Annotated in this window: 19 protein-coding genes and 1 pseudogene; 11 read left to right on the top strand and 9 right to left on the bottom strand. The window is 69.3% G+C overall.

Going from position 1 to position 24,671, the window contains the following annotated elements:
* Nucleotides 1-674 precede the first annotated feature (674 nt).
* Together dnaN and dnaA are read right to left on the bottom strand one after the other, a co-directional pair.
* Nucleotides 675-1,805: a DNA polymerase III subunit beta gene (gene dnaN, locus AB0A97_RS23435; RefSeq protein ID WP_361153124.1), complete on the bottom strand. Its 1,131-nt coding sequence runs from the start codon at nt 1,803-1,805 to the stop codon at nt 675-677.
* 1,158 nt (nt 1,806-2,963) lie between these two features.
* Nucleotides 2,964-4,916, bottom strand: a complete 1,953-nt coding sequence (dnaA, locus tag AB0A97_RS23430; protein ID WP_361153121.1) for a chromosomal replication initiator protein DnaA — start codon at nt 4,914-4,916, stop codon at nt 2,964-2,966.
* A 358-nt stretch (nt 4,917-5,274) separates the two neighbouring features.
* Here dnaA and rpmH point away from each other — a divergent pair, with 358 nt between their 5' ends.
* The 9 genes and pseudogenes from rpmH to AB0A97_RS23385 all read left to right on the top strand — a co-directional run bounded on the left by rpmH (nt 5,275) and on the right by AB0A97_RS23385 (nt 12,055).
* Nucleotides 5,275-5,412 (top strand): 50S ribosomal protein L34, encoded by a 138-nt coding sequence (rpmH, locus tag AB0A97_RS23425; RefSeq protein WP_003949374.1) that lies wholly within the window; start codon nt 5,275-5,277, stop codon nt 5,410-5,412.
* 21 nt (nt 5,413-5,433) lie between these two features.
* Nucleotides 5,434-5,832: a ribonuclease P protein component gene (gene rnpA / locus AB0A97_RS23420; RefSeq protein ID WP_361153118.1), complete on the top strand. Its 399-nt coding sequence runs from the start codon at nt 5,434-5,436 to the stop codon at nt 5,830-5,832.
* Nucleotides 5,829-6,146, top strand: coding sequence for a membrane protein insertion efficiency factor YidD (yidD, locus tag AB0A97_RS23415; protein ID WP_003978865.1), 318 nt, complete (start codon nt 5,829-5,831; stop codon nt 6,144-6,146). Before rnpA ends, yidD begins: the two co-directional genes overlap by 4 nt.
* Nucleotides 6,147-6,149: 3 nt before the next feature.
* Nucleotides 6,150-7,328, top strand: a complete 1,179-nt coding sequence (yidC, locus tag AB0A97_RS23410) for a membrane protein insertase YidC (RefSeq protein ID WP_361153115.1) — start codon at nt 6,150-6,152, stop codon at nt 7,326-7,328.
* A gap of 14 nt (nt 7,329-7,342) precedes the next feature.
* On the top strand, nt 7,343-7,876 hold the full coding sequence (locus AB0A97_RS23405; RefSeq protein WP_030017064.1) for a R3H domain-containing nucleic acid-binding protein: 534 nt from the start codon (nt 7,343-7,345) through the stop codon (nt 7,874-7,876).
* Between the two features lie 103 nt (nt 7,877-7,979).
* Nucleotides 7,980-8,705 (top strand): 16S rRNA (guanine(527)-N(7))-methyltransferase RsmG, encoded by a 726-nt coding sequence (rsmG, locus tag AB0A97_RS23400; RefSeq protein ID WP_030017065.1) that lies wholly within the window; start codon nt 7,980-7,982, stop codon nt 8,703-8,705.
* A 254-nt stretch (nt 8,706-8,959) separates the two neighbouring features.
* Nucleotides 8,960-9,955 (top strand): annotated as a pseudogene (locus AB0A97_RS23395) (AAA family ATPase); the annotation flags it as partial.
* 77 nt (nt 9,956-10,032) lie between these two features.
* Nucleotides 10,033-11,133 (top strand): ParB/RepB/Spo0J family partition protein, encoded by a 1,101-nt coding sequence (locus tag AB0A97_RS23390; protein ID WP_361153111.1) that lies wholly within the window; start codon nt 10,033-10,035, stop codon nt 11,131-11,133.
* Between the two features lie 304 nt (nt 11,134-11,437).
* A complete protein-coding gene (locus tag AB0A97_RS23385; protein WP_361153110.1) occupies nt 11,438-12,055 on the top strand; it encodes a GNAT family N-acetyltransferase in 618 nt (205 codons plus the stop codon).
* Nucleotides 12,056-12,137: 82 nt separating this feature from the next.
* Here the strand turns inward: AB0A97_RS23385 and trxA are convergent, their stop codons facing one another.
* The 4 genes from trxA to sigM all read right to left on the bottom strand — a co-directional run bounded on the left by trxA (nt 12,138) and on the right by sigM (nt 15,231).
* Nucleotides 12,138-12,464 (bottom strand): thioredoxin, encoded by a 327-nt coding sequence (trxA, locus tag AB0A97_RS23380; RefSeq protein WP_030017069.1) that lies wholly within the window; start codon nt 12,462-12,464, stop codon nt 12,138-12,140.
* 50 nt (nt 12,465-12,514) lie between these two features.
* Complete coding sequence (gene trxB, locus AB0A97_RS23375; RefSeq protein WP_125055285.1) at nt 12,515-13,489, bottom strand: thioredoxin-disulfide reductase; 975 nt, start codon at nt 13,487-13,489, stop codon at nt 12,515-12,517.
* Nucleotides 13,490-13,606: 117 nt separating this feature from the next.
* The gene (locus AB0A97_RS23370) at nt 13,607-14,539 is read right to left on the bottom strand and encodes a hypothetical protein (RefSeq protein WP_361153106.1); all 933 of its coding nucleotides are present in this window, start codon (nt 14,537-14,539) and stop codon (nt 13,607-13,609) included.
* Nucleotides 14,536-15,231: an RNA polymerase sigma factor SigM gene (gene sigM / locus AB0A97_RS23365; protein WP_361153103.1), complete on the bottom strand. Its 696-nt coding sequence runs from the start codon at nt 15,229-15,231 to the stop codon at nt 14,536-14,538. Before sigM ends, AB0A97_RS23370 begins: the two co-directional genes overlap by 4 nt.
* Before the next feature lie 302 nt (nt 15,232-15,533).
* Between sigM and AB0A97_RS23360 the strand changes: the two genes are divergently transcribed.
* The gene (locus AB0A97_RS23360; RefSeq protein WP_361153100.1) at nt 15,534-15,959 is read left to right on the top strand and encodes a hypothetical protein; all 426 of its coding nucleotides are present in this window, start codon (nt 15,534-15,536) and stop codon (nt 15,957-15,959) included.
* 263 nt (nt 15,960-16,222) lie between these two features.
* On the opposite strand, the gene AB0A97_RS23355 is transcribed toward AB0A97_RS23360, so the two are convergent.
* The 3 genes from AB0A97_RS23355 to AB0A97_RS23345 all read right to left on the bottom strand — a co-directional run bounded on the left by AB0A97_RS23355 (nt 16,223) and on the right by AB0A97_RS23345 (nt 22,858).
* A complete protein-coding gene (locus AB0A97_RS23355; RefSeq protein ID WP_361153097.1) occupies nt 16,223-17,944 on the bottom strand; it encodes a protein kinase family protein in 1,722 nt (573 codons plus the stop codon).
* Between the two features lie 107 nt (nt 17,945-18,051).
* On the bottom strand, nt 18,052-20,451 hold the full coding sequence (gene murJ, locus AB0A97_RS23350) for a murein biosynthesis integral membrane protein MurJ (protein WP_361153094.1): 2,400 nt from the start codon (nt 20,449-20,451) through the stop codon (nt 18,052-18,054).
* Between the two features lie 46 nt (nt 20,452-20,497).
* A complete protein-coding gene (locus AB0A97_RS23345; RefSeq protein WP_361153091.1) occupies nt 20,498-22,858 on the bottom strand; it encodes a DUF6049 family protein in 2,361 nt (786 codons plus the stop codon).
* A gap of 210 nt (nt 22,859-23,068) precedes the next feature.
* Between AB0A97_RS23345 and AB0A97_RS23340 the strand changes: the two genes are divergently transcribed.
* Nucleotides 23,069-24,544 (top strand): CCA tRNA nucleotidyltransferase, encoded by a 1,476-nt coding sequence (locus AB0A97_RS23340; protein ID WP_361153088.1) that lies wholly within the window; start codon nt 23,069-23,071, stop codon nt 24,542-24,544.
* Nucleotides 24,545-24,671: the final 127 nt, after the last annotated feature.

Genomic DNA, 24,671 nt, shown 5'->3' with positions numbered 1-24,671 from the left:
GCCAGGCGTGGAGAATTCGGGCCGAGCGGGTCTCCTGAAAAGCCCGCTTCCGGACGATCACCTGTTTCGAGCCGCCGAACGAGGCGAGCCGGGTGTACGACTTCGTACGGAAATGAGCCTCTCCGCGGCGGGCCGTACCGCATCTACTTCTCAGCGGCTCCGAGGACGTGGTGGGGCGCGGCCGTCGGCCGGGATTTCCACAGGGTCCGTCGGATCGGGGCATCAGCAGCCCTGTGACCAGCGGCTGGGCGACGCCGCGCCAGCTTCGTCCACCGGCTGTGGATGACTTCTGGCCCCGGAGCCGTACCCGGCACGGGCCCGGGTACGGCGCCCGGGTACGGCGCCCGGCGGTGTTGTGGACGTACGTGTCTCCGGCTGCCGGTTGTTTCCACAGGCGACCGGAATGCGATTTCCCCGCGTTCCGGTCGGCGCGGGAAAGCGTCTTGCTGTATTCCGCTTACGTCACGCGCATACAGGCTTTTCGCCGGTCCCGCGGCACCGCCGGTAAAGCCATTCGCACACACCGCCCGCAGAAAAGAGATCCGCCCCTGATGCACGTACGTGGCGTTCGTGTATCAGGGGCGGAGTGAAAACTCCTGGGTGACTTCCGTCGACGGACGGACGTACGGCTGGAGTCGCCCGGATGCCGGGGCCGTCCGGCACCCGTCGGACGGTCAGCCGGACAGGCGCACCGGCATGATCAGGTACTTGTACGCGTCGTCCGCCTCGGCGTCCTTGGCCGGGCGGCCGCTGAGCAGCGCCGGCTTGGTCGAGGTGGTGAAGGACAGCTGGGCCACCGGGGAGTCGATCGCCGACAGGCCCTCCAGGAGGAAGCCCGGGTTGAAGGCGATGGAGATGTCGTCGCCCTCCAGGTCCGCGTCCACCCGCTCCACAGCCTGTGCGTCGTCGCTGGAGCCGGCCTCCAGGATCAGCACGCCCTGCTCGAAGCTCAGGCGCACCGGCGTGTTCCGCTCGGCGACCAGTGCCACACGCTTGACGGCCTCGACGAAGGGGGCGGTCTCGATCACGGCGACCGAGTTGAACTCGGTGGGGAAGAGCGTGCGGTACTTCGGGAGGTCGCCCTCCAGGAGCCGGGTGGTCGTCCGGCGGCCCGCGCCCTCGAAACCGATCAGGCCCTCACCGGCACCCGAGCCGGACAGCGCCAGCGTGACGCTGTCGCCGCCGCTGAGGGACTTGGCGGTGTCCAGCAGCGTCTTGGCGGGCACCAGGGCCACCGCGGAGGCGTCCGGGCTCTCCGGCTTCCACAGGAACTCGCGGACCGCGAAGCGGTAGCGGTCGGTGGAGGCCAGTGTGACGGTGTCGCCCTCGATCTCGATCCGGACACCGGTGAGCACCGGCAGGGTGTCGTCACGGCCGGCGGCGATGGCGACCTGGGCGGCGGCCGCGGCGAAGACCTCACCGGGCACGGTCCCGGTGGCGGTCGGCATCTGCGGCAGTGCCGGGTACTCCTCCACCGGGAGGGTGTGGAGGGTGAACCGCGAGGAGCCGCAGACGACGGTGACCCGTACACCGTCGGTGGAGATCTCCACCGGGCGGTTGGGGAGGGCACGGCAGATGTCGGCCAGCAGGCGGCCGGAGACCAGGACGGTGCCTTCCTCCTCCACGTCCGCGTCGACGGAGACGCGCGCCGAGACCTCGTAGTCGAAGCCGGAGAGGCTCAGGCTGCCCTCTTCCGCCTTCAGCAGCAGGCCCGCGAGGACGGGCACCGGCGGACGGGCCGGGAGGCTCTTGGCCGCCCAGGCCACTGCCTCCGCGAGTACATCGCGCTCCACCCGGATCTTCACCGGAAACCGCCTCCTGCTGTTGCTGGCTTACGCCCTGCTGGCCTTCTTCGTCGGCTGGGTCGCCGGGGACCAGTCTGACGTACGTCACCGACAGCTGTTGCGGCTCGGGGTCAAGTCGGGTCGAGAGGCGTCGGACGACCGATCCCCAAGTTGTGCACAGCACCCGATTCGAAACGAGTTCCCCGGTAGCTATCTGTGGTCGTAGTAGTAGGGCCTGTGGAAACCGTGGACAACTGGATCTGCGCAGGTCAACGCGGCTTTTTTGTCCACCGGGCCTGTGGGCGGCAGCCGTGGACAACCGGCTGTGTCTGTGGACCGCCGCTTTTCATGCACACCCGATGCACAGGGGAGCCCTACTTCTCCCCAGTCCTGTCCCCAGCTTTACCCCGGTTCCCCACAGCCCAATCCGGCACCTTGGTGTGACGCCTTTCACTCGGCCCGGTGAGCGCGGGTGTCGCCTTGCCGAACAGTGGACAGGGGTGTGGAGAAGTTGGGGACAAGCGCGGGCCACCTGTGGGTAGGCAGTGGACAACGCGATGGACCCCCTGTGGACGAATCTTCTGTCCACACCCTGTGGATGAACGTTAGCCACAAATCCACACGCCGCTGAGCTGGGCTGATGCCCCTGCGGTCGGCCCTCCTGTGGAAGCCACAGGGATAACTTCCCAGTCCCCAGCATGTGGACGGAAGAATCTTGGCCAATCTGTGGAGTACGGCCGTGACCTGACGAGGAATCGAACAGAGCGGTGGCCTTCCACAGGGTCGGGACAGGGTCGGGGTGGTCGCGGGGCGGGGTCGAAGGGGCTGCGAGGCGCGGTGGAGATGTCTCCGTACGGCGAGTTCGGGCGTTCCGTACGGGGCGGAGAAGCCCGCTGAGCGAGACGGAGGACTCCGCTGTACGAGCCGGGGGACGCGCCGCACGGATACGGGGCCAGGGAGCTCGCCGTACGCCCGCCGCGGCACCTCTTCCGTACGTCGGCCCGGAGCCGCGCCGTACGGCCACCGCGGCCTCTGCCGTGTCCGTCGGAGCCGTGGCGTACATCCGTCGAAGCCGTGCCGTCCGTCCGTGGACCCCGCCGAGCGACGAAAGGCGCCCCGGGAGCGGTTACGTCCCCGGGGCGCCCTCGGAACTCCGGCCGGCCGGTGGCCGATGCCGCGTCAGCCGTTCTTGATGCGGTTCGTCAGCTCGGTGACCTGGTTGTAGATGGAGCGCCGTTCGGCCATCAAGGCCCGGATCTTGCGGTCCGCGTGCATCACCGTCGTATGGTCACGCCCGCCGAACTGCGCCCCGATCTTCGGCAGCGACAGGTCCGTCAGCTCACGGCACAGGTACATCGCGATCTGCCGCGCCGTCACCAGCACGCGGCTGCGCGACGATCCGCACAGGTCGTCCACGGTCAGCCCGAAGTAGTCCGCGGTCGCGGCCATGATCGCGGTCGCGGTGATCTCGGGGGCCGCGTCCTCGCCGCCGGGGATCAGGTCCTTCAGGACGATCTCCGTCAGGCCCAGATCCACCGGCTGGCGGTTGAGGGAGGCGAAGGCGGTGACCCGGATCAACGCCCCCTCCAGTTCGCGGATGTTGCGCGAGATGCGGGAGGCGATGAACTCCAGCACCTCCGGCGGCGCGTTGAGCTGCTCCTGGACCGCCTTCTTGCGCAGGATCGCGATCCGGGTCTCCAGCTCCGGCGGCTGGACGTCGGTGATCAGCCCCCACTCGAAGCGGTTGCGCAGCCGGTCCTCCAGAGTGACCAGCTGCTTGGGCGGCCGGTCCGAGGACAGCACGATCTGCTTGTTGGCGTTGTGCAGCGTGTTGAAGGTGTGGAAGAACTCCTCCTGCGTCGACTCCTTGCTCGCCAGGAACTGGATGTCGTCGACGAGCAGGATGTCCATGTCGCGGTAGCGCTTGCGGAACGCGTCCGCCTTGCCGTCGCGGATGGAGTTGATGAACTCGTTGGTGAACTCCTCCGAGCTGACGTACCGCACCCGGGTGCCCGGGTAGAGACTGCGCGCGTAGTGCCCGATGGCGTGCAGCAGGTGCGTCTTGCCGAGGCCGGACTCCCCGTAGATGAAGAGCGGGTTGTACGCCTTGGCCGGCGCCTCGGCCACGGCGACCGCGGCGGCGTGCGCGAAGCGGTTGGACGCGCCGATGACGAAGGTGTCGAAGAGGTACTTCGGGTTCAGCCGGGCGGTCGGCTCGCCGGGGCCGGTCGCCGGCGCGGGCTGCGCGGCGAGCGGGCCGGGGGCGCCGCTGGGCGCGGGCAGGCCGCCGGGGCCGGGGTTCTGGATGTGCGCGGGGGGCTGGTGCTCGGCCAGGTCACGCCGCTGCGGCGGCTGCTGCTCGTACGGGGAGTGGCCCTCGGAGTGCTGGTGCTGCGGCGGGCCGGTGTGCTCGGGAGCCGACGACCGGTAGTCGCTCTGTGACCGCTGAGGGTGCTGGTGCTGCTGCTGAACGTGTGCGGGGGGTGGCGTGGCGTAGGGGTCGCGTTCGGGGAAGCCGCCGAGGCGCTGCTGCTGCCATCCGTAGTCCTCGCGCGGACCGGGGCCGTTCTGGCCGCCCCTGCCGGAGTGCTGCGGCCAGGCGCCGGGCTCGTGCCGGGGCTGCTGATGCTGCTGGTACTCCGGGTACGCGGGACGTACGTGGGGCAGGTCGTCGTCCTGGTGGCCGTAACCCTGCCGGTTGTCGTAGCCCTCGTTCTGCCGGCTGTCGTAGCCGCCGTACGCATCGTGCTGCTGCCCCGACTGTCCACCTTGCTGCTGGGGCTGCTGGGGCTGGTGCCGCTGCTGCAGATGCGGAGACTGCTGCGACTGCGGCATCGACTGCTGGGGCTGCGGCTCCTCGGCGGAGTCGTCGACGGTGATCGCGATCCGGATCGGGCGCCCGCACTCGTGGCTCAGCGCCTCCCCGATGAGCGGCGCGAGCCGGCCTTCCAGCACGCCCTTGGCGAACTCGTTGGGCACGGCCAGCAGGGCGGTGTCGGCCACCAGCGCCAAGGGCTGGGTCCGCTTCAGCCAGTCCTGGTCCTTCGGCTTGAGGCTGTCGCTCTCCGCGCGTAGGAGGTGATCAAGTACGCGTGGCCACACTGCGGCAAGATCGGCAGGTACGTCGGCCACAGAGCACGCTCTCTCACTGGTCCCACGAATGTGTGATTCTCAGGACGGGCGGGAAGGAATCGGAGTTGACCCACGGTAGTCAGGGCGACCCTGGTGATTCAAGTTGTTGTCCACAGGCTGTGCATAGTGTGTCCCGGCCGGGGGCCGGTTTGACCGGATGACGCCGCCGCGCGTACCGTAACCAGGTCGAGTTGTCGATGGCTGCTGCCGCCTGCCTCCGATGGGCAAAGATCGCGCTCTGGTGATCGAAGTAGCGGTGCACTCGGGCGTTGCGAGCTTCTCGTGGGCGCACGGTGACAGCCAATCGACGCCCCACACCTGTCTCCCCGGAGACACCAAGCATCTCTGGAGCCCCCGAGTGAGCAAGCGCACCTTCCAGCCGAACAACCGTCGTCGCGCCAAGACCCACGGCTTCCGCCTGCGGATGCGTACCCGTGCCGGCCGCGCGATCCTCGCGTCCCGCCGTGGCAAGGGTCGCGCCCGCCTGTCGGCCTGAGCCCTGAGCTAGGTCCATGACGTGCTGCCTACCGAGCATCGGCTGAGGCGGCGCGAGGACTTTGCGACCGCGGTACGCCGGGGACGCAGGGCCGGGCGCCCGCTCCTCGTCGTCCATCTACGCAGCGGTGCAACGGACCCGCACGCAGCGGGGGAGAGCCCTCCCCCGGCGCGTGCGGGTTTCGTCGTGAGCAAGGCCATCGGCGGTGCCGTGGTCCGCAACAAGGTCAAGCGCAGGCTGCGCCACCTCGTGCGCGACCGGCTGGACCGGCTGCCCGCCGGTAGCCTGGTTGTCGTACGGGCGCTGCCCGGTGCGGGCGATGCGGACCACGAACAGCTGGCCCGTGACCTGGACACCGCGCTGCAGCGGCTGCTGGATGGAGTTCCCCCCACCCGAGGTCAGGGGAGGGAGCCGCGGTGAAGTACCCGCTGCTGCTGTTGATCAAGCTGTACCAGTGGACCATCAGCCCCCTGCTGGGGCCGGTCTGCCGGTACTACCCGTCGTGCTCCCACTATGGCTACACGGCCATCGACCGGCACGGCGCGGTGAAAGGGACCGCGCTGACGGCTTGGCGCATCCTGCGTTGCAACCCGTGGTCGCCCGGTGGCGTCGACCACGTTCCACCCCGGAAGCGTCCGGTCTGGCATCGGCGGCTGAGGAGCCGCCTGGGCGGGTCCACCGTCCCTGAGCCTGCCGCACAGCCTGAGACTCAGCCCACCGCCCAAGGAGCCTGATTCGTGGACACGATCCTCAGTCCTCTCTATTACGCAGTTTCCTGGATCATCGTCCAGTTCCACTCGTTCTACAGCCTCATCTTCGACGAGAACAGTGGCGCGGCGTGGGGTCTGTCCATCGTCTCGCTGGTGGTGCTGATCCGTATCTGCCTGATCCCGCTCTTCGTGAAGCAGATCAAGTCGACGCGGAACATGCAGGCGCTCCAGCCGAAGATGAAGGCGATCCAGGAGCGCTACAAGAGCGACAAGCAGCGTCAGTCCGAAGAGATGATGAAGCTGTACAAGGAGACGGGCACCAACCCGCTCTCCAGCTGCCTGCCGATCCTGGCGCAGTCGCCGTTCTTCATCTCGCTGTACCAGGTCCTCAGCCACATCGCGAACAACCAGACCGTCGGTGTGATCAACCAGTCGCTGCTGGAGAGCGCCCAGAAGGCGCACATCTTCGGCGCGCCGCTGGCCGCGAAGTTCCTGGACACCCCGGAGAAGATCCAGTCTCTGGGCGCGTCGGTCACCGACGTCCGCGTGGTCACCGTCATCATGATCGTCCTGATGTCGGCGTCGCAGTTCTACACGCAGCGCCAGCTGATGACCAAGAACGTCGACCTGACGGTGAAGACGCCGTTCATGCAGCAGCAGAAGATGCTGATGTACGTCTTCCCGGTCATGTTCGCCGTCTTCGGTATCGGCTTCCCCGGCTTCCCCGTCGGCGTTCTCCTGTACTGGCTGACCACCAACGTCTGGACCATGGGCCAGCAGATGTTCGTCATCCGCCGGAACCCCACCCCGGGCAGCAAGGCGTTCGAGGAGCGTCAGCAGCGGCTGCGCGCCAAGGGCAAGCTCAAGGAGGACCCGGCCGAGGTCGAGGCCAAGAAGGTCGCCGAGGAGGCGCGCCAGAACCGGCAGCAGCCCAAGCGGCAGAGCAAGTCCCAGCGCCAGACCCAGCCCACCGCCGGCGGCGGCAAGCAGGCCGGTGGCGCCGGTGCGCAGCGGCGCACCCGTGCGGGGGCCGGCTCCAGCGCTTCCGACGCCTCCGGCGCGGACACTTCGAAGAAGCAGTCCCTGGAGAAGCAGGCACCTCAGGACAGCAAGCCGAAGGGCGGCTCCTCCGCCTCCGGCTCCCGTAACGCCAAGTCCGGACAGCGCAAGGGCCAGCAGCGGCCCAAGCACCCGTCCAAGAAGTAAGAAGGAGTCCTTCCGTGACGGACACGACCCGCCCCTCGTCGTCGACAGGGGGGACCCCGGCCGCCGAGGGGACCGACACCCTCACCCGCCTGGAGCAGGAGGGTGAGATCGCGGCCGACTACCTTGAGGGCCTGCTGGACATCGCCGACCTCGACGGTGACATCGACATGGACGTCGAGGCCGACCGCGCCGCTGTGTCGATCATCAGTGACTCGACCAGCCGTGACCTGCAGAAGCTGGTGGGCCGGGACGGTGAGGTGCTGGAGGCGCTCCAGGAGCTGACCCGGCTCGCGGTGCACCGTGAGACCGGTGACCGCAGCCGTCTGATGCTGGACATCGCCGGGTACCGGGCCCAGAAGCGCGAGGAACTCGCGGAGCTGGGCGCCAAGGCGGCGGAAGAGGCCAAGGGGACCGGCGAGCCGGTGAAGCTGAAGGCCATGACCCCCTTCGAGCGCAAGGTCGTGCACGACGCGGTGGCGGCCGCGGGGCTGCGCAGCGAGTCCGAGGGCGAAGAGCCCCAGCGTTGTGTGGTGGTCCTCCCGGCCTGACGGCCAGAGCCCCGCACAGCTTGATGTCACCGGCCCCGTCTGTCTCGCAGGCGGGGCCACATCTTGTCAGCCTTATAACTAGTCCAGAGGAAGGGCGTTTCCCGTGACGGACGCAGCAGCGGAGCTCCCACCGGCGCCGGATGTGGCGCGTGAGGTGTTCGGTGAGCTTTTTCCGGAGGCCGTGCGCTACGGCGAGCTGCTCGCCGACGCGGGCGTGCGCAGAGGTCTGATCGGTCCGCGTGAGGTGCCGCGGCTGTGGGAGCGGCACCTGCTGAACTGCGCGGTGCTCTCCGAGGTGGTGCCCGAGGGCGTCACGGTCTGTGATGTCGGCTCGGGTGCGGGGCTGCCGGGTATTCCGCTGGCTCTGGTGCGGCCGGACCTCAAGATCACGCTGCTGGAGCCGCTGCTGCGGCGGACGAACTTCCTGCTGGAGGTGGTCGAGCTGCTCGGGCTGGACCATGTCACGGTGGTGCGCGGCCGTGCGGAGGAGGTCATGGGCAAGCTTCCGCAGGTGCATGTGGTGACGGCGCGTGCGGTGGCACCGCTCGACCGGCTGGCGGGCTGGGGTGTGCCGCTGTTGCGTCCCTACGGCGAGATGCTGGCGCTGAAGGGGGACACGGCCGAGGAGGAGCTGAAGGGGGCCCGGGCCGCGCTGAGCAAGCTCGGTGTCGTGGAGACCTCGGTCGTCCAGGTCGGTGAAGGGGTCGTGGACCCGCTGTCGACCGTGGTCCGTGTCGAGGTGGGCGAGAGCCCTGGTGGTGTGCGTTTCGCGGCCAAGCGTGCGAAGGCGGCCCGGCCCAGTCGGGCGCAGCGGGGACGGCGCCGCTGAGTGGGGCGGAAGCCTCACTGACTCCCCCAGCGAAACCAACAAAACGGCATAAAGCGGAGTGTCGCTTACAAAACGGACGCAACGCTGTCATCGTGTTTCACGTGAAACGTCGTTCTCTGCTGCATGGAATCATCAGCCGTGGTCGCGCGGCTGCCGCGCCGCGTGACCGGAAGCCCCCAGGGGTCACGGAAGTATCCACAGAGGTGGGTTCATCCACAGGAGAACGGGCCTCACTGGTTCACGACACCGAAAGCATGGCAGGCTCTGAGCACTGCGAGCCTGATGTCGAGGAGAGTGAATCCTTGCGGTCCGACGCCAACATCGCGGGCCCGATGACCGATCCGGTCCCCGGTCCCCGTAGCGAGTCGCTCGGGGATGACGTTTCACGTGAAACGCCGTCCCCCATGGACGACACCCCGATCGGTCGTGCAGCTCAGCTGGCGGTTCAGACGCTTGGCCGCACCGGAGAAGCCTTGCCCCGGCCCGAAAACACTCGGGTCATGGTGGTCGCCAACCAGAAGGGCGGGGTCGGTAAGACCACCACGACGGTCAACCTTGCTGCCTCGCTGGCTCTGCACGGCGCCCGAGTCCTGGTCATCGACCTCGATCCGCAGGGCAACGCCTCCACGGCCCTGGGCATCGACCATCACGCCGAAGTCCCCTCCATCTACGACGTGCTGGTGGAGAGCAAGCCGCTGGCCGATGTCGTGGTGCCGGTGCCCGACGTGGAGGGACTGTTCTGTGCGCCGGCCACGATCGACCTGGCCGGCGCCGAGATCGAACTGGTCTCGCTGGTGGCGCGGGAAAGCCGGCTGGACCGGGCCATCAGGGCCTACGAACAGCCGCTGGACTACATCCTCATCGACTGCCCGCCGTCGCTCGGCCTGCTGACCGTCAACGCACTGGTCGCGGGTGCCGAGGTACTGATCCCGATCCAGTGCGAGTACTACGCGCTGGAAGGGCTCGGTCAGCTGCTGCGCAACGTCGACCTGGTGCGCGGGCACCTCAACCCCAAGCTCCACGTGTCGACGATCCTGCTCACCATGTACGACGGCCGCACCCGGCTGGCCTCCCAGGTCGCGGAGGAGGTGCGTAACCACTTCGGCAGCGAGGTGCTGCGCACCAGCATCCCCCGTTCGGTGCGTATCTCCGAGGCGCCCAGCTACGGGCAGACGGTCCTCACCTACGACCCGGGCTCCAGCGGCTCGCTCTCCTACCTGGAAGCGGCCCGGGAGATCGCCTTGCGTGGAGCCGCCCAGGCCGGGACCGCGGCCGAGGGGCTCACCGTGAACTACGAACCACAGCACAGCATGTCGGAGGGGAATCAGTGAGCGAACGACGTAGAGGACTGGGCCGTGGGCTCGGTGCGCTGATCCCCGCGGCACCGCAGGCAGCGGACAGCGCCGCGCCCGTGGTGGGCCGGGGAGCGACCTCGCCGTCCGCGGTGCCGGCCATGCCGCCGGACCGCGGGGTGGCGGCGGCCAAGGTCACCTCGATCGCGGCCAGGGCCGTTTCACGTGAAACGGAAGAGCCGCAGAAGGCGGAAGCGGCGGCGGATGTGACGGAGGAGGTTGCGGGGGCGCACTTCGCCGAGCTGCCGCTCGACGTGATCACGCCCAATCCGCGGCAGCCGCGTGAGGTCTTCGAAGAGGAGGCACTCGCCGAACTGGTCACCTCCATCCAGGAGGTCGGTCTCCTCCAGCCGGTGGTGGTCCGGCAGACCGGTCCCGAGCGGTACGAGCTCATCATGGGCGAGCGGCGCTGGCGGGCCTGCCGTGAGGCCGGCCTGGAGCGGATCCCGGCGATCGTCCGCGCGACCGACGACGAGAAGCTGCTGCTGGACGCCCTGCTGGAGAACCTCCACCGGGCTCAGCTGAACCCGCTGGAAGAGGCCGCGGCCTACGACCAGCTGCTGCGGGACTTCAGCTGCACCCACGACGAGCTGGCCGACCGTATCGGCCGGTCGCGCTCGCAGGTATCCAACACCCTGCGGCTGCTGAAGCTTCCGACGTCCGTGCAGTTCAGGGTGGCCTCCGGGGTGCTCTCCGCCGGCCACGCGCGCGCCCTGCTGGGCGTGGGCGACGCCGACGAGCAGGAGGAACTGGCGCGCCGCATCGTCCGCGAGGGACTCTCGGTGCGTTCGGTCGAGGAGATCGTGCGGCTGATGGGCTCCGAGCCCGCCGGTGCCACCAAGACGAAGAAGCCGCGGGCCGGCACCCGCGTCTCCCCTGCCCTGACCGGCCTTGCCTCCCGGCTGTCCGACCGCTTCGAGACCCGGGTGAAGGTCGACCTAGGGCAGAAGAAGGGCAAGATCGTCGTCGAGTTCGCATCGATAGAGGACCTGGAGCGCATCCTCGGCACCATGGCTCCCGGCGAGGGCCGGGTGCTCGACAAGAGCCTCACCGAGGACAACGGCGACAAGGACTGAGCCGAGTTCCCCGGCCCCGTGGGCGGGCCGTGTTCCCAGCGGATTGCGGAACACGGCCCGCCCATTGCTGTGTGGCGGTACCCGCACACGCGGACCGTGGATACGATGCGATCGGGTATGGCGCACATCCACGTGGAAACCCCCACATCAAGGAGTAAGCCATGCGAACGGTGAGCCGCACCGGACTGCTGGCAGCGGGCTTCGGCCTCGGAGCAGTCGGTGGTTTCGTCGGTGGCCTGCTCAGAGAGCGGGACGTGCGGACGGCATCGCGCGGTGCGGCGGGCGAAAGTGAGGACCTGTCTTCATGGGCCGTCGGCTCGTACCGCTCACGCTGGACAACCTTCCGGACCTCCCCAAGCGCTGCCGCTCCTGCGTCTTCTGGGAACTCGACCCCGTAAGCGGCGAAGCCGCGGTGCGAGCGGGCCGGCCCGAGCTGGAGAAGGAAGCCTGGATCTCGGCCGTCCTTCTGGAGTGGGGCTCCTGCGGCCGCGTGGTGCAGGTCGACGATGTCCCGGTCGGCTTCGTGCTGTACGCGCCGCCCGCGTATGTCCCGCGCTCCACGGCCTTCCCCACCAGCCCGGTGTCCCCCGACGCCGTACAGCTCCTCACGGCCTGGCTGATGCCCGGATACCAGGGGCAGGGGCTGGGCCGGGTAATGGTGCAGACGGTGGCCAAGGACCTGATCCGCCGCGGCTTCAAGGCGGTCGAGGCTTTCGGTGACGCCCGCTGGTCGGAGCCCGCGTGCGTGCTTCCCGCCGACCACCTCCTGGCCGTCGGCTTCAAGACGGTCCGCCCGCACCCCCGCTTCCCCCGCCTGAGGCTGGAGTTGCGCACCACGATCTCGTGGAAGGAGGACGTGGAGATGGCTCTCGACCGCCTCCTGGGCGCGGTACAGAAAGAGCCCGCCCTGCGTCCGCTCTGAAGAGCGGCTCCGCACGAACGCGAACGGGCCCGGCCCCAGGAGGGGCGGGCCCGTTCGCGTTCGTGCGGGTCGCGGAGGGCGATCAGGCGAGGAAGTCGCCCAGCTCGCGCTCCAGCATCGCCTTCGGCTTGGCGCCGACGATGGTCTTCACGACCTCGCCGCCCTGGTAGACGTTCATCGTCGGGATCGACATGACGCCGTACTTGGCGGTGGTGGTCGGGTTCTCGTCGGTGTTCAGCTTCGCGATGACGATCTCGTCGTGCTCGGCGGCGATCGCCTCCAGCGACGGGGCGATCTGGCGGCACGGACCGCACCAGGTGGCCCAGAAGTCCACGAGTACGGGCTTGTCGCTCTTGAGAACGACCTCTTCGAAGTTGGCGTCCGTCACGGTCACCGTGGCACCGGCCATGGCAGTCTCCTTACTGGGTGGAATGGGGCTCGGGGGCGTCAGGGGCGGAGTCAGGCGGAGGCGGTCTTCTCCGGCTCCGGGACGTCCTCGCTGTCCGAGAGCGCGGCGAGGTGCCGCTCGGCGTCCAGAGCCGCGGAGCAGCCGGTACCGGCCGCCGTGATCGCCTGGCGGTAGGTGTGGTCGACGACGTCACCGGCGGCGAAGACACCCGTGATGTTCGTACGGGTGCTCGGGGCCTCCACCTGGAGGTAGCCCTCGTCGTCCAGCTCCAGCTGACCCTTGAACAGCTCGGTGCGCGGGTCGTGGCCGATCGCGATGAACAGGCCGGTCACCGGGGACTCCGAGGTCTCGCCGGTCTTCAGGTTGCGCAGCGTCAGGCCGGAGAGCTTGTTCTCGCCGTGCAGCTCGGCGACCTCGCTGTCCCAGACAAAGTTGATCTTCGGGTCGGCGAAGGCGCGCTCCTGCATCGCCTTGCTGGCCCGCAGCGTGTCGCGGCGGTGGATGATCGTGACCGACTTGGCGAAGCGGGAGAGGAAGGTGGCCTCCTCCATCGCGGTGTCGCCGCCGCCGACCACGGCGATGTCCTGGTCCTTGAAGAAGAACCCGTCGCAGGTGGCGCACCACGAGACACCGCGGCCGGAGAGCTCGTCCTCACGGGGCAGGCCCAGCTTGCGGTGCTGGGAGCCGGTGGTGACGATCACGGCCTTGGCGCGGTGGACGGTGCCGGCGGTGTCGGTGACGGTCTTGATCTCGCCGGTCAGGTCGACCGCGACCACGTCGTCCGGAACCAGCTCGGCGCCGAAGCGCTCGGCCTGGGCACGCATGTTGTCCATCAGGTCGGGGCCCATGATGCCGTCGCGGAACCCGGGGAAGTTCTCCACCTCGGTGGTGTTCATCAGCGCGCCACCGGCGGTGACGGCGCCCTCGAAAACCAGCGGCTTCAGGGAGGCACGGGCGGTGTAGAGCGCGGCGGTGTAGCCCGCGGGCCCGGAGCCGATGATGATCACGTTACGGACGTCGCTCACGGGTGTCTTCCTTGTCTCTGCCGACTGCTTGCTGGGGCTCTCGGTGAACTCTCACCCCACCCAACGGATCCTACGGGGCAAGCATTCCCGCGGGGCCCCGGCGCCCTTACCGCCGGTTCAGGCTCGCCGGTACGAGTGGGTCAGCAGCACCTTGCCAGGAGCCGGCGGAGACGCGGACACGCAGGAGGAGGAGATGACGTAGGCGGAGACGCGGTCGGTGTCGGTCGGGTGCGGCAACACCAGGAGATACGCGTCCTGGCCCTCATAGGTGCTGTGCGTGGACGCCAGGGGGGTCTCCGGCCGTCCGGTGCCGCGCTGGACACAGGACGGCACGGTGTCCGTCGCCCCTCGCAACGGGGTGTCGGGAGAGCTCTGCGTTCCGACGTCCGGCGTCTTCCTGCTGTGCGACGAGGCCAGCAGGTCGTGAACCCGTGATTCCAGGGTGGCGGATGTCAGCGCGGACGCGGCCCCGGCGCTCTTCTCCGCGGCTCCGGTGTGCGGCTTCCGTGCCGCCCCCTGGTCACTGCTGGAGGAGGCGTTCTGGATGACGATTCCGCCGACGCCGATGACCGCCGCGGCAGCGGCGGCACCGAGCAGCGCCCTCGGCCAACGTCGGCTCCGAGGCCGGGCACCGGCTGGGCGGCGTCCCGGGCCGGAAGCCGCCCGAGGATGCCCTGCGGGCCGGGAGACGGACGCGGGCGGGGCGGCGGAGGTGGCGCTGTCGGTTTCACGTGAAACAGGAACGGTCACGGCTGCCGGGACTTCCCGCACGGCCGGTGCCTGGTCCGGAGCGGTGGAGTCGAGCAGCGCCTCGGCAGCCAGCGCGGCGTCGATACGCTCCGCCACGTCGGTCGGCATCCGCGTGGGTCCGGGAAGGGTGCCCAGCAAGCCCCGGATCTCCTCCAGGGAGGCATGGACGTCCTCGCACAGCTCGCAGCACGCCAGGTGATCGCGTAGATCCGCGGTGCGGGACGGGGAGAGCAGCCCGTCCGTGAGCGCGGAGATCTCGGAGACCTCCGGGTGCTCGTCCGTGTCGGTCGTCGAAGTCACGAGCGCCCACCTCCGCCCTTCACGGCATCTGTGTCCTTCGGCCCTGCCGCCTCTGGGACGGATGTCCCCTGCGCCCGGTTCCTTCCCCCGCCGACGGGTCTGCTATCCCCTTCACCCGGGCGCAGATGGGTGAGCATCGGAAGAAGCCGGGCCCGGCCTCGCGCACAGCGGCTCTTCACCGTCCCGGTGGGGACGTCGAGGATCGCGGCGGCCTCGGCCACCGGATATCCCTGCATGTCAACGAGGACCAGCGCCGCACGTTGTTCTTCGGGCAGCGTGCGCAGCGCACCGAGCAGTTCCCGGTGCAGATCCTGCCGCTCGGCCGGCCCGGCGGCGGACTCGTGCGGTTCCAGCAGTTGCTCCAGCCGCTCCGTCTCGGCGATCGGGGACGTGCGGCGGGAGGCCGCTTTGCGCGCCCGGTCCAGACAGGCGTTGACCGTGATGCGGTGCAACCAGGTCGTGACGGCCGACTGGCCGCGGAAGGTGTGAGCGGCCCGGTAGGCCGAGACGAGCGCGTCCTGCACGGCGTCCGCCGCTTCTTCCCGGTCACCGAGGGTGCGCAGCGCCACCGCCCAGAGCCGGTCGCGGTGGCGCCGGACTATCTCGCCGAAGGCTTCGGGGTCACCGGCCACGTGGCGCGCGAGGAGGTCACCGTCGCTCACCACGTCAGAGCCGCCCGTCTCAGGCCCCACATGTCCCCCTGCTCGCGGCGGGTAGCGGATAGGTGGCTCCATTGAAGCCCGCCGGGCTGTGAAAGTAAACGCCGGTCAGATGCGGGACCGGTCTCGGGTACCGCAGGCGTTGCTCGCCGTTCGGCGCTGAGCGCACCATTACTTCGCCGTCGTAAAGGCACGCATTGCGAGAGTTGCCGAAGCGCGACGGCGGCTGAAACGATCAAGGTTCTGCGCAAAAACCGACTGCCGGGAATCGGCCGCTGTGGAGCAGTTCGGCCGGCTGCTTCTCGTCCGTCGACAAAGATTCAAGGAATTGCTGTATGAAAAATCTCAAGCGCCTTCTGCTGATCGCGGTGGCTTCGGTCCTCGCCGTGGGGGCGATGCCGGGTTCGGCGTCCGCGTACTCGAAGGGCGGCTGCAGCTACCGCAAGACCCTGTCGGTGAAGACCTACGGCGGGCACGCCACGGTCAAGCTCCTCGTCTACCGGTGCAAGGACGGTCACGACTGGACGATGGCCAGCATGACATCGAACGGCAGCGACAGTGAGGGGGCGCTCTGGATGGACGTCTCCCGCAACGGCGGAAAGACCTGGAAGGGATTGGTGCAGAAGCGCCGGGTCACTCTCGACCCGGGCGACACGGCATCGATCGCGAACAACAACCTCCAGAACGACGGCCCCGGATACTCGGTGCGGGCCTGTGGGTACTTCGGCAACAATAAGGTGTATTGCACCAAGTGGAACTGAAGCGTTAGTAGGTGCCGATTTTCCGGGGCTCCTGGCCGATGCGTCGGTCGGAGCCCCGGTGTGTTCCTGGGTCTTCTTCGGCAAAAACGGCCGGATTCACGCGTGATTGCCGGAATTCGGGCCGGAAGTCACCCGTCGGTTCACAAAAAACGGAGCACGTGCTGCTGAGGCAGCACGTGCTCGGTCCTCGTGAAGTGGCCGGATCCCGCGGCAGCAGGGAGCAGGCCGAGCCCTTCGAGCGCCCGTGAAGGGGGATCGAAGGGTCAGCCGCTGACCTTGATCTCCGAGATGCCGCCCCGGTAGCCGTCCTCCTCTTCGTCGCTGGGCAGCTCGGTGATGTGGATCAGGACGTAACGCGTCTTGACGGGCTTGTCCAGCTTCGCGGACAGCGAGGAGCCGGCCTTCTCCAGCTTGGAGAGGCGCTGCGGGAACGCGTTGAGCGTCGTCGGGTTCGACGCCCCGGGGTCCGCGGCGAGCACCTCGGCCGTCTGCCCCGCCCGGTACATGCTGGCCTGCACCTCGGAGACGTCCTGGACGCTGCCGAGGTCGACGACCAAGCCGCTGCCGTCCGCGCGGTACGGGAGGTTGCCGAAGTTCGCCCAGCCCTTGAACAGTCCGGTCACCCAGGCGGTGTCCGGGTCCCCGTCCACGGCGTTCGATGCCGGGCTGTAGCGTCCGCCGACGGGCGAACTGGTGCGGGGAGAGAACTCCGTAGCGCTGTCGATCTTGATCGGCTTCGGCGCGGGCTTCTTCTGCTTGCCGCTCTCGGGCTGGGTGTTCTCCTGGCTGTCCTGGCCTTCGCCCTTGATGAGGGTGTCCGCCAGCTGCCAGCTCCCGAGCCCCAGTGCCGCGATCAGAAGTCCGGAAACGCACCACTTCAGTGCCCGGCCGGTGCGGCTCTGCAACGGTGGCGGCGGAGCGGGCACAGCGGCGGCCCGGGCCGGAGCCCCGCCGTTGCGCGACGGGGGCTGCCCGTACGAGCCCTGCTGGAAAGCGGTGCGCTGGTAGGGCGGCGGTGAGGTGAAGGACGTCTCCGGCGGACGGATGCGCGGTATGGCCGTGACGGCCTTCGCCAGTTCCTCCGGAGTCGTGCAGGCCGGCTCCTGGCGGGAGGCGGTGGCACCGTCGTTGACCAGCGCCCGCATGGCCAGCTCGGACAGACCGCGGTGCACACCGGCCCGTACCTGGTCCGGCGGGATCATGCCGACGTCCTTGGGAAGCCCGGACAGGCCGTACGCGTCGCTCTCGTACGGCCAGCGCTGCGTGAGGGCGGCGTACAGCAGCGCGCCGATCGCCTCGGTGTCCGTGCGCTGCGGGTGCTCGCTGGTGATGCCGCGCAGCGCGGCCATCACGGCCAGGCCGCGGATGCGGTACTGCCCGGACTCGGTCCGCAGCACCGAGCCGGGGTTGAGCCTGAGATGGGCCAGGCCTTCCCGGTGGGCGGCGGCCATGGCCTGGGAGACCTGGCTGACGAGCTGGTAGGCGTCGTGCGGTTCGAGCGGGCCGCTCGCGAGCACCGCGGTCAGTTCCGTGGCGTCCGGCAGCCACTCGTGCACGACGTAGACGAGGTCGTTCTCCTCGACGGCGTCGAGGACCTGCACGAAGCGGGGGTCGCCGAGCAGCGCGGCGGAGCGCGCGGCGGACAGCACGGGGCGGGCACGCGGGTGGTCCGCGGGCAGGATGTGTACGCCGACGGCACGGCGCAGTTTCTCGTCGACCGCACGCCAGCTGCTGAATCCGTCCAGACGGGTGACGCACTCCTCCAGGCGGTAGCGTCTGGCGAGCTTGTGGCCGCTGTGCAGTTCGGGCGGCTTGGTGTCGGCCACCGCGGCAGGCTGTTCGCCGGTGCGTGCGGTGTCCTGGTCCGTGCCGGTTACGCTCTCGGCCTCCGCACCGTCGTCCGTGGCCTGTCCCGCCTGGGCGGTCAGCGGTTCGTCACCGCTCGTGTCGGCCACGTCGACGGCAGCCGTGCTCCGTTCCGCCACCGTCGTTCCTGCCTCCCCATCCGTTGCAGGCTCTACGAGCCAAGACAATTGTGCCCACAGTCCGCCACTATGCACGACACACGGTTGCGGCCGATGGTTGTGCCCGCTCAGCGCCCCAGCTTGGCGCGGACCATGCCGACCATGGCGTTCATCTCCTCGACCCGCATCCGTTTCGCGGCGAGGAAGAAGACGGCGATCAGTGTGACACCGCCACCGGCCAAGGCGGCCAGCGAACCGGTGACGCCGCTGCCGAGCGCCAGGGTGATTCCGTATGCGGCCGCGCCGCCGACCAGGGCGGCGGGCACGCAGGCGCCGGCGAGACGGGCGTACGTACGAATGACGTGCGGTCCGTCCAGGTCGCCACCCAGCCGTGTGCGCAGGCGCCGCCAGGCCACGCCGACGCCGACGGCGTAGGCGAGGCCATAGGACGCCGCGAGGCCGACCACGACCCAGCGGGGCGGCAGGAGGAGGAAGCACAGTCCGGAGCCCGCCGCGTTGACGGCCGCGACGATCACCGTGTTGAAGAACGGTGTGCGGGTGTCCTCGTAGGCGTAGAAACCGCGCAGGATGACGTACTGCGCGGAGTACGGGATCAGGCCCAGCCCGAACGCCATGATCACGTAACCGATGTTGGTGGCGCCGGTGCCGGCGCTGGAGAACATCAGCGTCGCCATGGGCACACCGAGCGCCAGGAAGGCGAAGGCGCACGGAACGATGGCCACCGCCGAGGTCCGCAGCCCGTAGGAGATGTCGTCGCGGACGGCGGTGACGTCCCCGTCGTGGGCGGCCCGGGAGATGCGCGGCAGGACGGCGGTCATGACCGAGACGGTGATGATGGCCTGCGGCATCTGCCAGAGCTGCAGCGCGTAGTTGTAGGCGGTGATACCGGTGCCGGAGTGGCCCTCGCTCTCGGCCACCGAGCCGGCCCAGGTGGCGATCTGGGTCACCACGACCATGCCGAGCTGGTTGGCGAGGACGAAGAAGAAGGTCCACTTGGCGAGCCGGGCGGCCTTGCCGAGCCCGTGCCCGCGCCAGTCGAAGCGGGGGCGGAGCCGGAAACCGGCGTCCCGGAGGTAGGGGAACATGGCGAGCGCCTGCACGGTCAGTCCGAGCAGAGTGCCGATGCCCAGCAGCCGGACCGCGTCGGCGGAGACGTTGCCCGCGCCCACGCCGCTGTGCGAGAAGCTGCCGAAGACCCAGATGAACGCGCCGAAGGTGGCGATCACGATGATGTTGTTGAGGACCGGGGTCCACATCATCGCGCCGAACCGGCCGCGGGCGTTGAGGATCTGTCCCAGTACGACGTGCACGCCCATGAAGAACATGGTCGGCAGGCAGTAGCGGGCGAAGGCGACCGCGACGTCCATCTGTTCGGGATCCGAGGCGATCTTCGGCGACATCATGCTGATGAAGATCGGCGCGGCCAGCACACAGACCGTGGTGACACCGGCCATCAGCACGGTGACCAGGGTCAGGAGCCGGTTGGCGTACGCCTCGCCGCCGTCCTCGTCGTTCTTCATGGCCCGCACCAGTTGCGGGATGAAGACGGCGTTCAGGGCGCCGCCACCGACCAGGATGTAGATCATCGTCGGCAGGGTGTTGGCGACCTGGTACGAGTCGTTGAGGGTGCCGACGCCGATCGCCGCGGCGATGACGAGGTTGCGGACGAAACCGAGGATGCGGGAGACCAGCGTGCCCGCGGCCATGACGGCGCTGGACTTCAGCAGGCTGGAGGCGCGCCCGCCGGAGCGCTTGGCGGGCTCCGGCGCGGGCACCGGCGCAGGCGGCTGCTCCGGCACCGCGGCGGCCTGCGGAACGGGGTCCGGCTGCGGCGTCATCTGCTGCTGCGGCTCGTACGGGCGCTGCTGGCCGTAAGGCTGCTGTGTTCCTTGCGGGGGCTGCTGTCCGTACGGCTGCTGTGGTTCCTGGGGGTGGTGCTGTCCGTACGGGCGCTGCTGGTCGTACGAAGGCTGCTGCGCTTCCTGCGGGCGTTGCTGGCCGTACGGCGCTTGCTGTGCATCGTGCGGGCGCTGCTGCTCGTAAGGGCGCTGTGGCTCGTACGACTGCTGCTGGTCCCGGTACAGGTGCGCGAAGGCGTCCTGCCCGGGGCGCTCGTCGGCGGCCTGTGTGATGAGGTCGTCCACCCCCACGAACTGGGTGGTGGCTGCGTCGTCACCGTACGGCAGGTGCCGGGTCGGGCCCTGAGGCTCGGGCGGCGGGGGCGGGGCCCACACCTGGGGGTCCGGAGTGTGCCGCGGGGCAGGCGGCTGCTGGTAGAGCGGGTTCGGGGCCTGGCCGGGGGCCGGCGGGGGGTGGGCCGACCGGTCGTAGAGGACGTCGTCGACCGGGTCCTGGGTCGTGGGGTCCTGCGACCGGTACGGGTCGTTGGCGTACGCGTCCTGCACGTACGGGTCCTGGGGCGGCTGCCCCTGAGGCGTCGGCGGTCCCTGACCCGCAGGAGTGCCGCGCGCACCCCTGCCGCGGTCACCGTCGTACGGCGCATTCATCGCTGCCCCACCTCATCCGTCGCCGGCCATCCGGCCCCGCCATCTATCAACGGTCCACTTTCTCACCTGAGCCGGACGGGTCCGTGCTTCCCGAACCGGTGTCCGGCTCGGGGTCACCCGGCTGCACCGGCCCGTCACCGTCCGTACCGCCGTCGTCGGTTCCGCCGCTGTTCCCGCTGCCGCCGTCGGCCCCTTCACCGCCGGGACCCTCGCCGCCGCCGGTCCCGTCGGCGTCCTCGCCGCCGTCGGTCCCTTCCCCGCCGTGCCGGGACCCGGCACGTTTGCGCTGGAGATAGATGCGCACGCCGGCGAGGACGAGCAGCAGCACCCCGCCGGCGATCACGAGCATGATCGTCGAGGTGATCTCGGTGACGTTGACCTGGAAGGTCATCGGCAGGCCGTACGGCTTGCCCTCGGAGGTGTAGAGCTGGGCCGTCACCTGCACGGGACCGTTGGCGTTCGCCGTCGTGTCGAACTTGAACGACTGGCTGTGGCCGCCGTCGACCGTGATCTCCTGCGGCTCACCCGTGTCGAGACGGTTGGGCTGCGAGGACGTCAGCTCCAGTGTCAGGCTCTTCACGCCCTGCACCAGGTTGTTCTGCACCGTCACCGGGATGGTCGCGCTGCGCCCGGAGAGCGTCGCGTCCGACTTCTGGATCAGCTGCACGTTCTTCGTCAGGCCGTCGAGGTAGGTGCGTACGGAGCTGCGGAAGGCCGCGGCGCCCGCTTCGTCGCCCCGCCACTCCGTCGACATCTCCCGCATGATGGCGTTGCCGAACGGCGTCACCACGCGGGCGGGCTGGGACAGGACGGGCTCGAAGTCGTCCAGCGTGCTCTGGGTTTCCTGGATCTGCTCGAAGGCCGCGGTCGGCAGTTCCTGCTCGCGCAGAGAGGACGGATACGCGGAGATCCGGGGCACGACGCGGTTGGCGTCGGGGTCCGGCGTCGCCTTGGCGGCGCCCGCCAGGTTCAGCGGTTCGGCCCAGCGGCCGGGCACCAGGCTCTTCACGCCGGCGGCCATGGCCTGGGCCTGGCTGACCGACGGGGTGCGCTGCGGGGCGACGACGATGTTGCGCTGCCGCTCGGGCTCCTGGCCGTTGACCATCAGGCTCTGGGCGAGGAACTCCTGGATCGCCAGGGTGGAGTTCTCGGCCTTGGACAGATCGCCTTCGAAGGCGGTGGACAGCCGGGCGTCCGAGACGATCGCGGTGTTTCCGCCGCCGATGGGACGGGCCGCCGTCGGGCTGTAGGAGAGGTCGTTCTCCTGGAGGCTGTCGCTGCGGGCGATGATGTTGTGCGCGCCGCCGGAGGTGGCCACGTCGACGATCGAGGAGTCGATGGCGCCCTCGGCGGGCCAGGCGAAGTCGGTACGGGGCTTGACGCCCAGGATCGTCTCCACGGTCGTGGCCGCCAGTGTCGTGGCGGGACCGAGGTGCCCCAGGGCGCTGGGGACCTCCTTGCCGCGGTGGGCGAGGGAGGCCAGGTCGGGGTCGGCGAAGGGGAGGGCGACCACCTCGTGGGTCTTGACGGCCTCCTCCAACTGGCCCAGCCACTGCTTGGCGACGGCCTGGTTCTTCCCCGCCGTGGGGCCGTTCGGGCCCTCGACCTTGTACGTCTTGGTCATCGCGTCGACGGAGGCGAGCACGTCCGGGTCGACGACGAAGGTGACGGGAAGGTCCTTGCCGAGCGCCACGAGCTGCTGGAGCCGCCCGCCGGGAGCGATCTCCGCGGCCAGGTTGTCGTTGCGGAAGACGGGGGTCTGCTCCGCGTCCGCGTCGGTCTCCGCGGTGAGGTGCGTGGAGGAGATCAGCGGCCACAGGTAGGTGAGCTGGGACTTCTTCGCCACGTCGGAGGTCTGCCAGGGCAGGAACGTGCGCTGGGCACCGAGCACCTGCTCGTACGAGGAGTCGCCGGACCGGCCGGACAAGGAGACACCGAGCTGGTAGACACCGTCGTTCCCCAGGGCGAGGTCCTTGACCGGCACCTGGAGGGTGAAGGTGCGGCTGACGCCCGGGGCCAGCTTGTCGATCTTCTGCGTGCGGTTCTTGATCTCTTCGCCGTCCGCGCCGGGCGAGAAGCCGGTGCGCTTGGCGGCCGTGTCGATGGCGCTGCGGCTGGTGAGGGCCTGCCCCCGCCGAAGGCCCACGTGAGCGTCGGTGACCGGTGCGTCGCTGCGGTTGGTGAGCGTGCCGGAGACGGTGAGGGTGTCGTCCTTCTTCGGCACGGTGGGCGTGAGCGCGTCGATGGAGACGTCGACGGTGCGCGGCCCGGCGGCACGGGCTTCGGGGGCGGCCGGGAACTGCACCATCGCCATCAGCAAAGGCACTCCGGCGATCAGTGCCGCGGCCCGGCGCGACCACCGACCACGCGGCCGTTCACTCCCCTGCAACCCTGCCGCCTCGGCCACGCGTTCGCCCGTCCCTCGTCGTCGTCAGTGGTCGTCGGAATGTGCGTCCACGCATGGTAACGAGACCCGCTGTGCCGAAGTGCTGGGGACTGCTCCACAAGATCGCCCGTCGGCCGGCCGCCGGAGGACCTTGTCCCCTTTTCCCGGGGATGCCCGGCGTGCCGGACGACAGGACGCTTCGCCGGGCGCGGACCCGTACCCTGTTCTGTTGTGCCGAACGCCAACAATGACTTCCTCGCCCCGCAGTCCGAGCGGACCTCGCAGTCGACGAGCGCGCTGAGCCAGGTGCAGCGCCGTGCCGTCGGTGAACTGTTGCGGGTCTCCCCTGTCGCGGACGACCTGGCCCGCCGCTTCCAGGAGGCCGGGTTCACGCTTGCCCTGGTCGGCGGTTCGGTGCGGGACGCCCTGCTCGGCCGGCTCGGCAACGACCTGGACTTCACCACCGACGCCCGCCCCGAGGACGTGCTGCGGATCGTGCGGCCGTGGGCGGACGCGGTGTGGGAGGTCGGTATCGCCTTCGGCACGGTCGGCTGCAAGAAGGACTCGTTCGACATCGAGGTCACCACGTACCGCTCCGAGGCGTACGACCGGACCTCGCGCAAGCCCGAGGTGTCCTACGGCGACTCCATCGAGCAGGACCTGGTGCGCCGGGACTTCACGGTGAACGCCATGGCGGTGGCGTTGCCGCAGAAGGAGTTCATCGATCCGCACAACGGTCTGGAGGACCTGGCGGCGCGCGTCCTGCGGACGCCGGGGACGCCGGAGGAGTCGTTCTCCGACGATCCGCTGCGGATGATGCGGGCCGCCCGGTTCGCGGCCCAGCTGGACTTCGAGGTGGCCGAGGACGTCGTCTCGGCCATGAAGGCCATGGCCGAGCGCATCGACATCGTCTCCGCCGAGCGGGTGCGGGACGAACTGAACAAGTTGCTGCTGGGCGCACATCCGCGCAAGGGGCTCAGGCTGCTGGTCGACACGGGTATCGCCGACCGGGTGCTGCCGGAGCTGCCCGCCCTGCGGCTGGAGAGTGACGAACATCACCGTCACAAAGACGTCTATGAGCACTCGCTGACGGTGTTGGAGCAGGCCATCGATCTCGAAGAGGACGGTCCGGACCTGGTGCTGCGGCTGGCTGCGCTGCTGCACGACATCGGCAAGCCGAAGACACGGCGCTTCGAGAGCGACGGGCGGGTCTCCTTCCACCACCACGAGGTCGTGGGGGCGAAGATGACCAAGAAGCGGATGGCCGCGCTGAAGTACTCCAACGACATGATCAAGGACGTCTCGCTTCTGGTGGAGCTGCACCTGCGCTTCCACGGCTACGGGACGGGTGAGTGGACCGACTCCGCCGTCCGCCGGTACGTGCGGGACGCGGGCCCCCAGCTGCGGCGCCTGCACAAGCTGACGCGTTCGGACTGCACCACCCGCAACAAGCGCAAGGCCAACGCTCTCTCCCGCGCCTACGACGGCCTGGAGGAGCGGATCGCGCGTCTGCAGGAGCAGGAGAAGCTGGACTCGATCCGGCCGGACCTGGACGGCAACGACATCATGCAGGTCCTCGGCGTCGCACCTGGCCCGGCGGTCGGCAAGGCGTACAAGCACCTGCTCGAACTGCGCTTGGAGAACGGGCCGATGGAGCGGGACCAGGCCGTCGCAGCGCTGCGGGAGTGGTGGGCCGCGCAGAGCTGAGCCGGTTGTTTCACGTGAAACACGGCACCGGAGCCGGGCCGTGTTTCACGTGAAACCAGCTCGCTGCCCTACTCCTTGAGGTTTTCGAGGCAGGGGACGTCTTTGTTGCAGTGCCTGCGGCCGGTGG

Source organism: Streptomyces sp. NPDC045470, from assembly GCF_040646595.1.
GTDB lineage: Bacteria > Actinomycetota > Actinomycetes > Streptomycetales > Streptomycetaceae > Streptomyces.
This window is presented reverse-complemented; position numbering and strand designations above follow the sequence as displayed.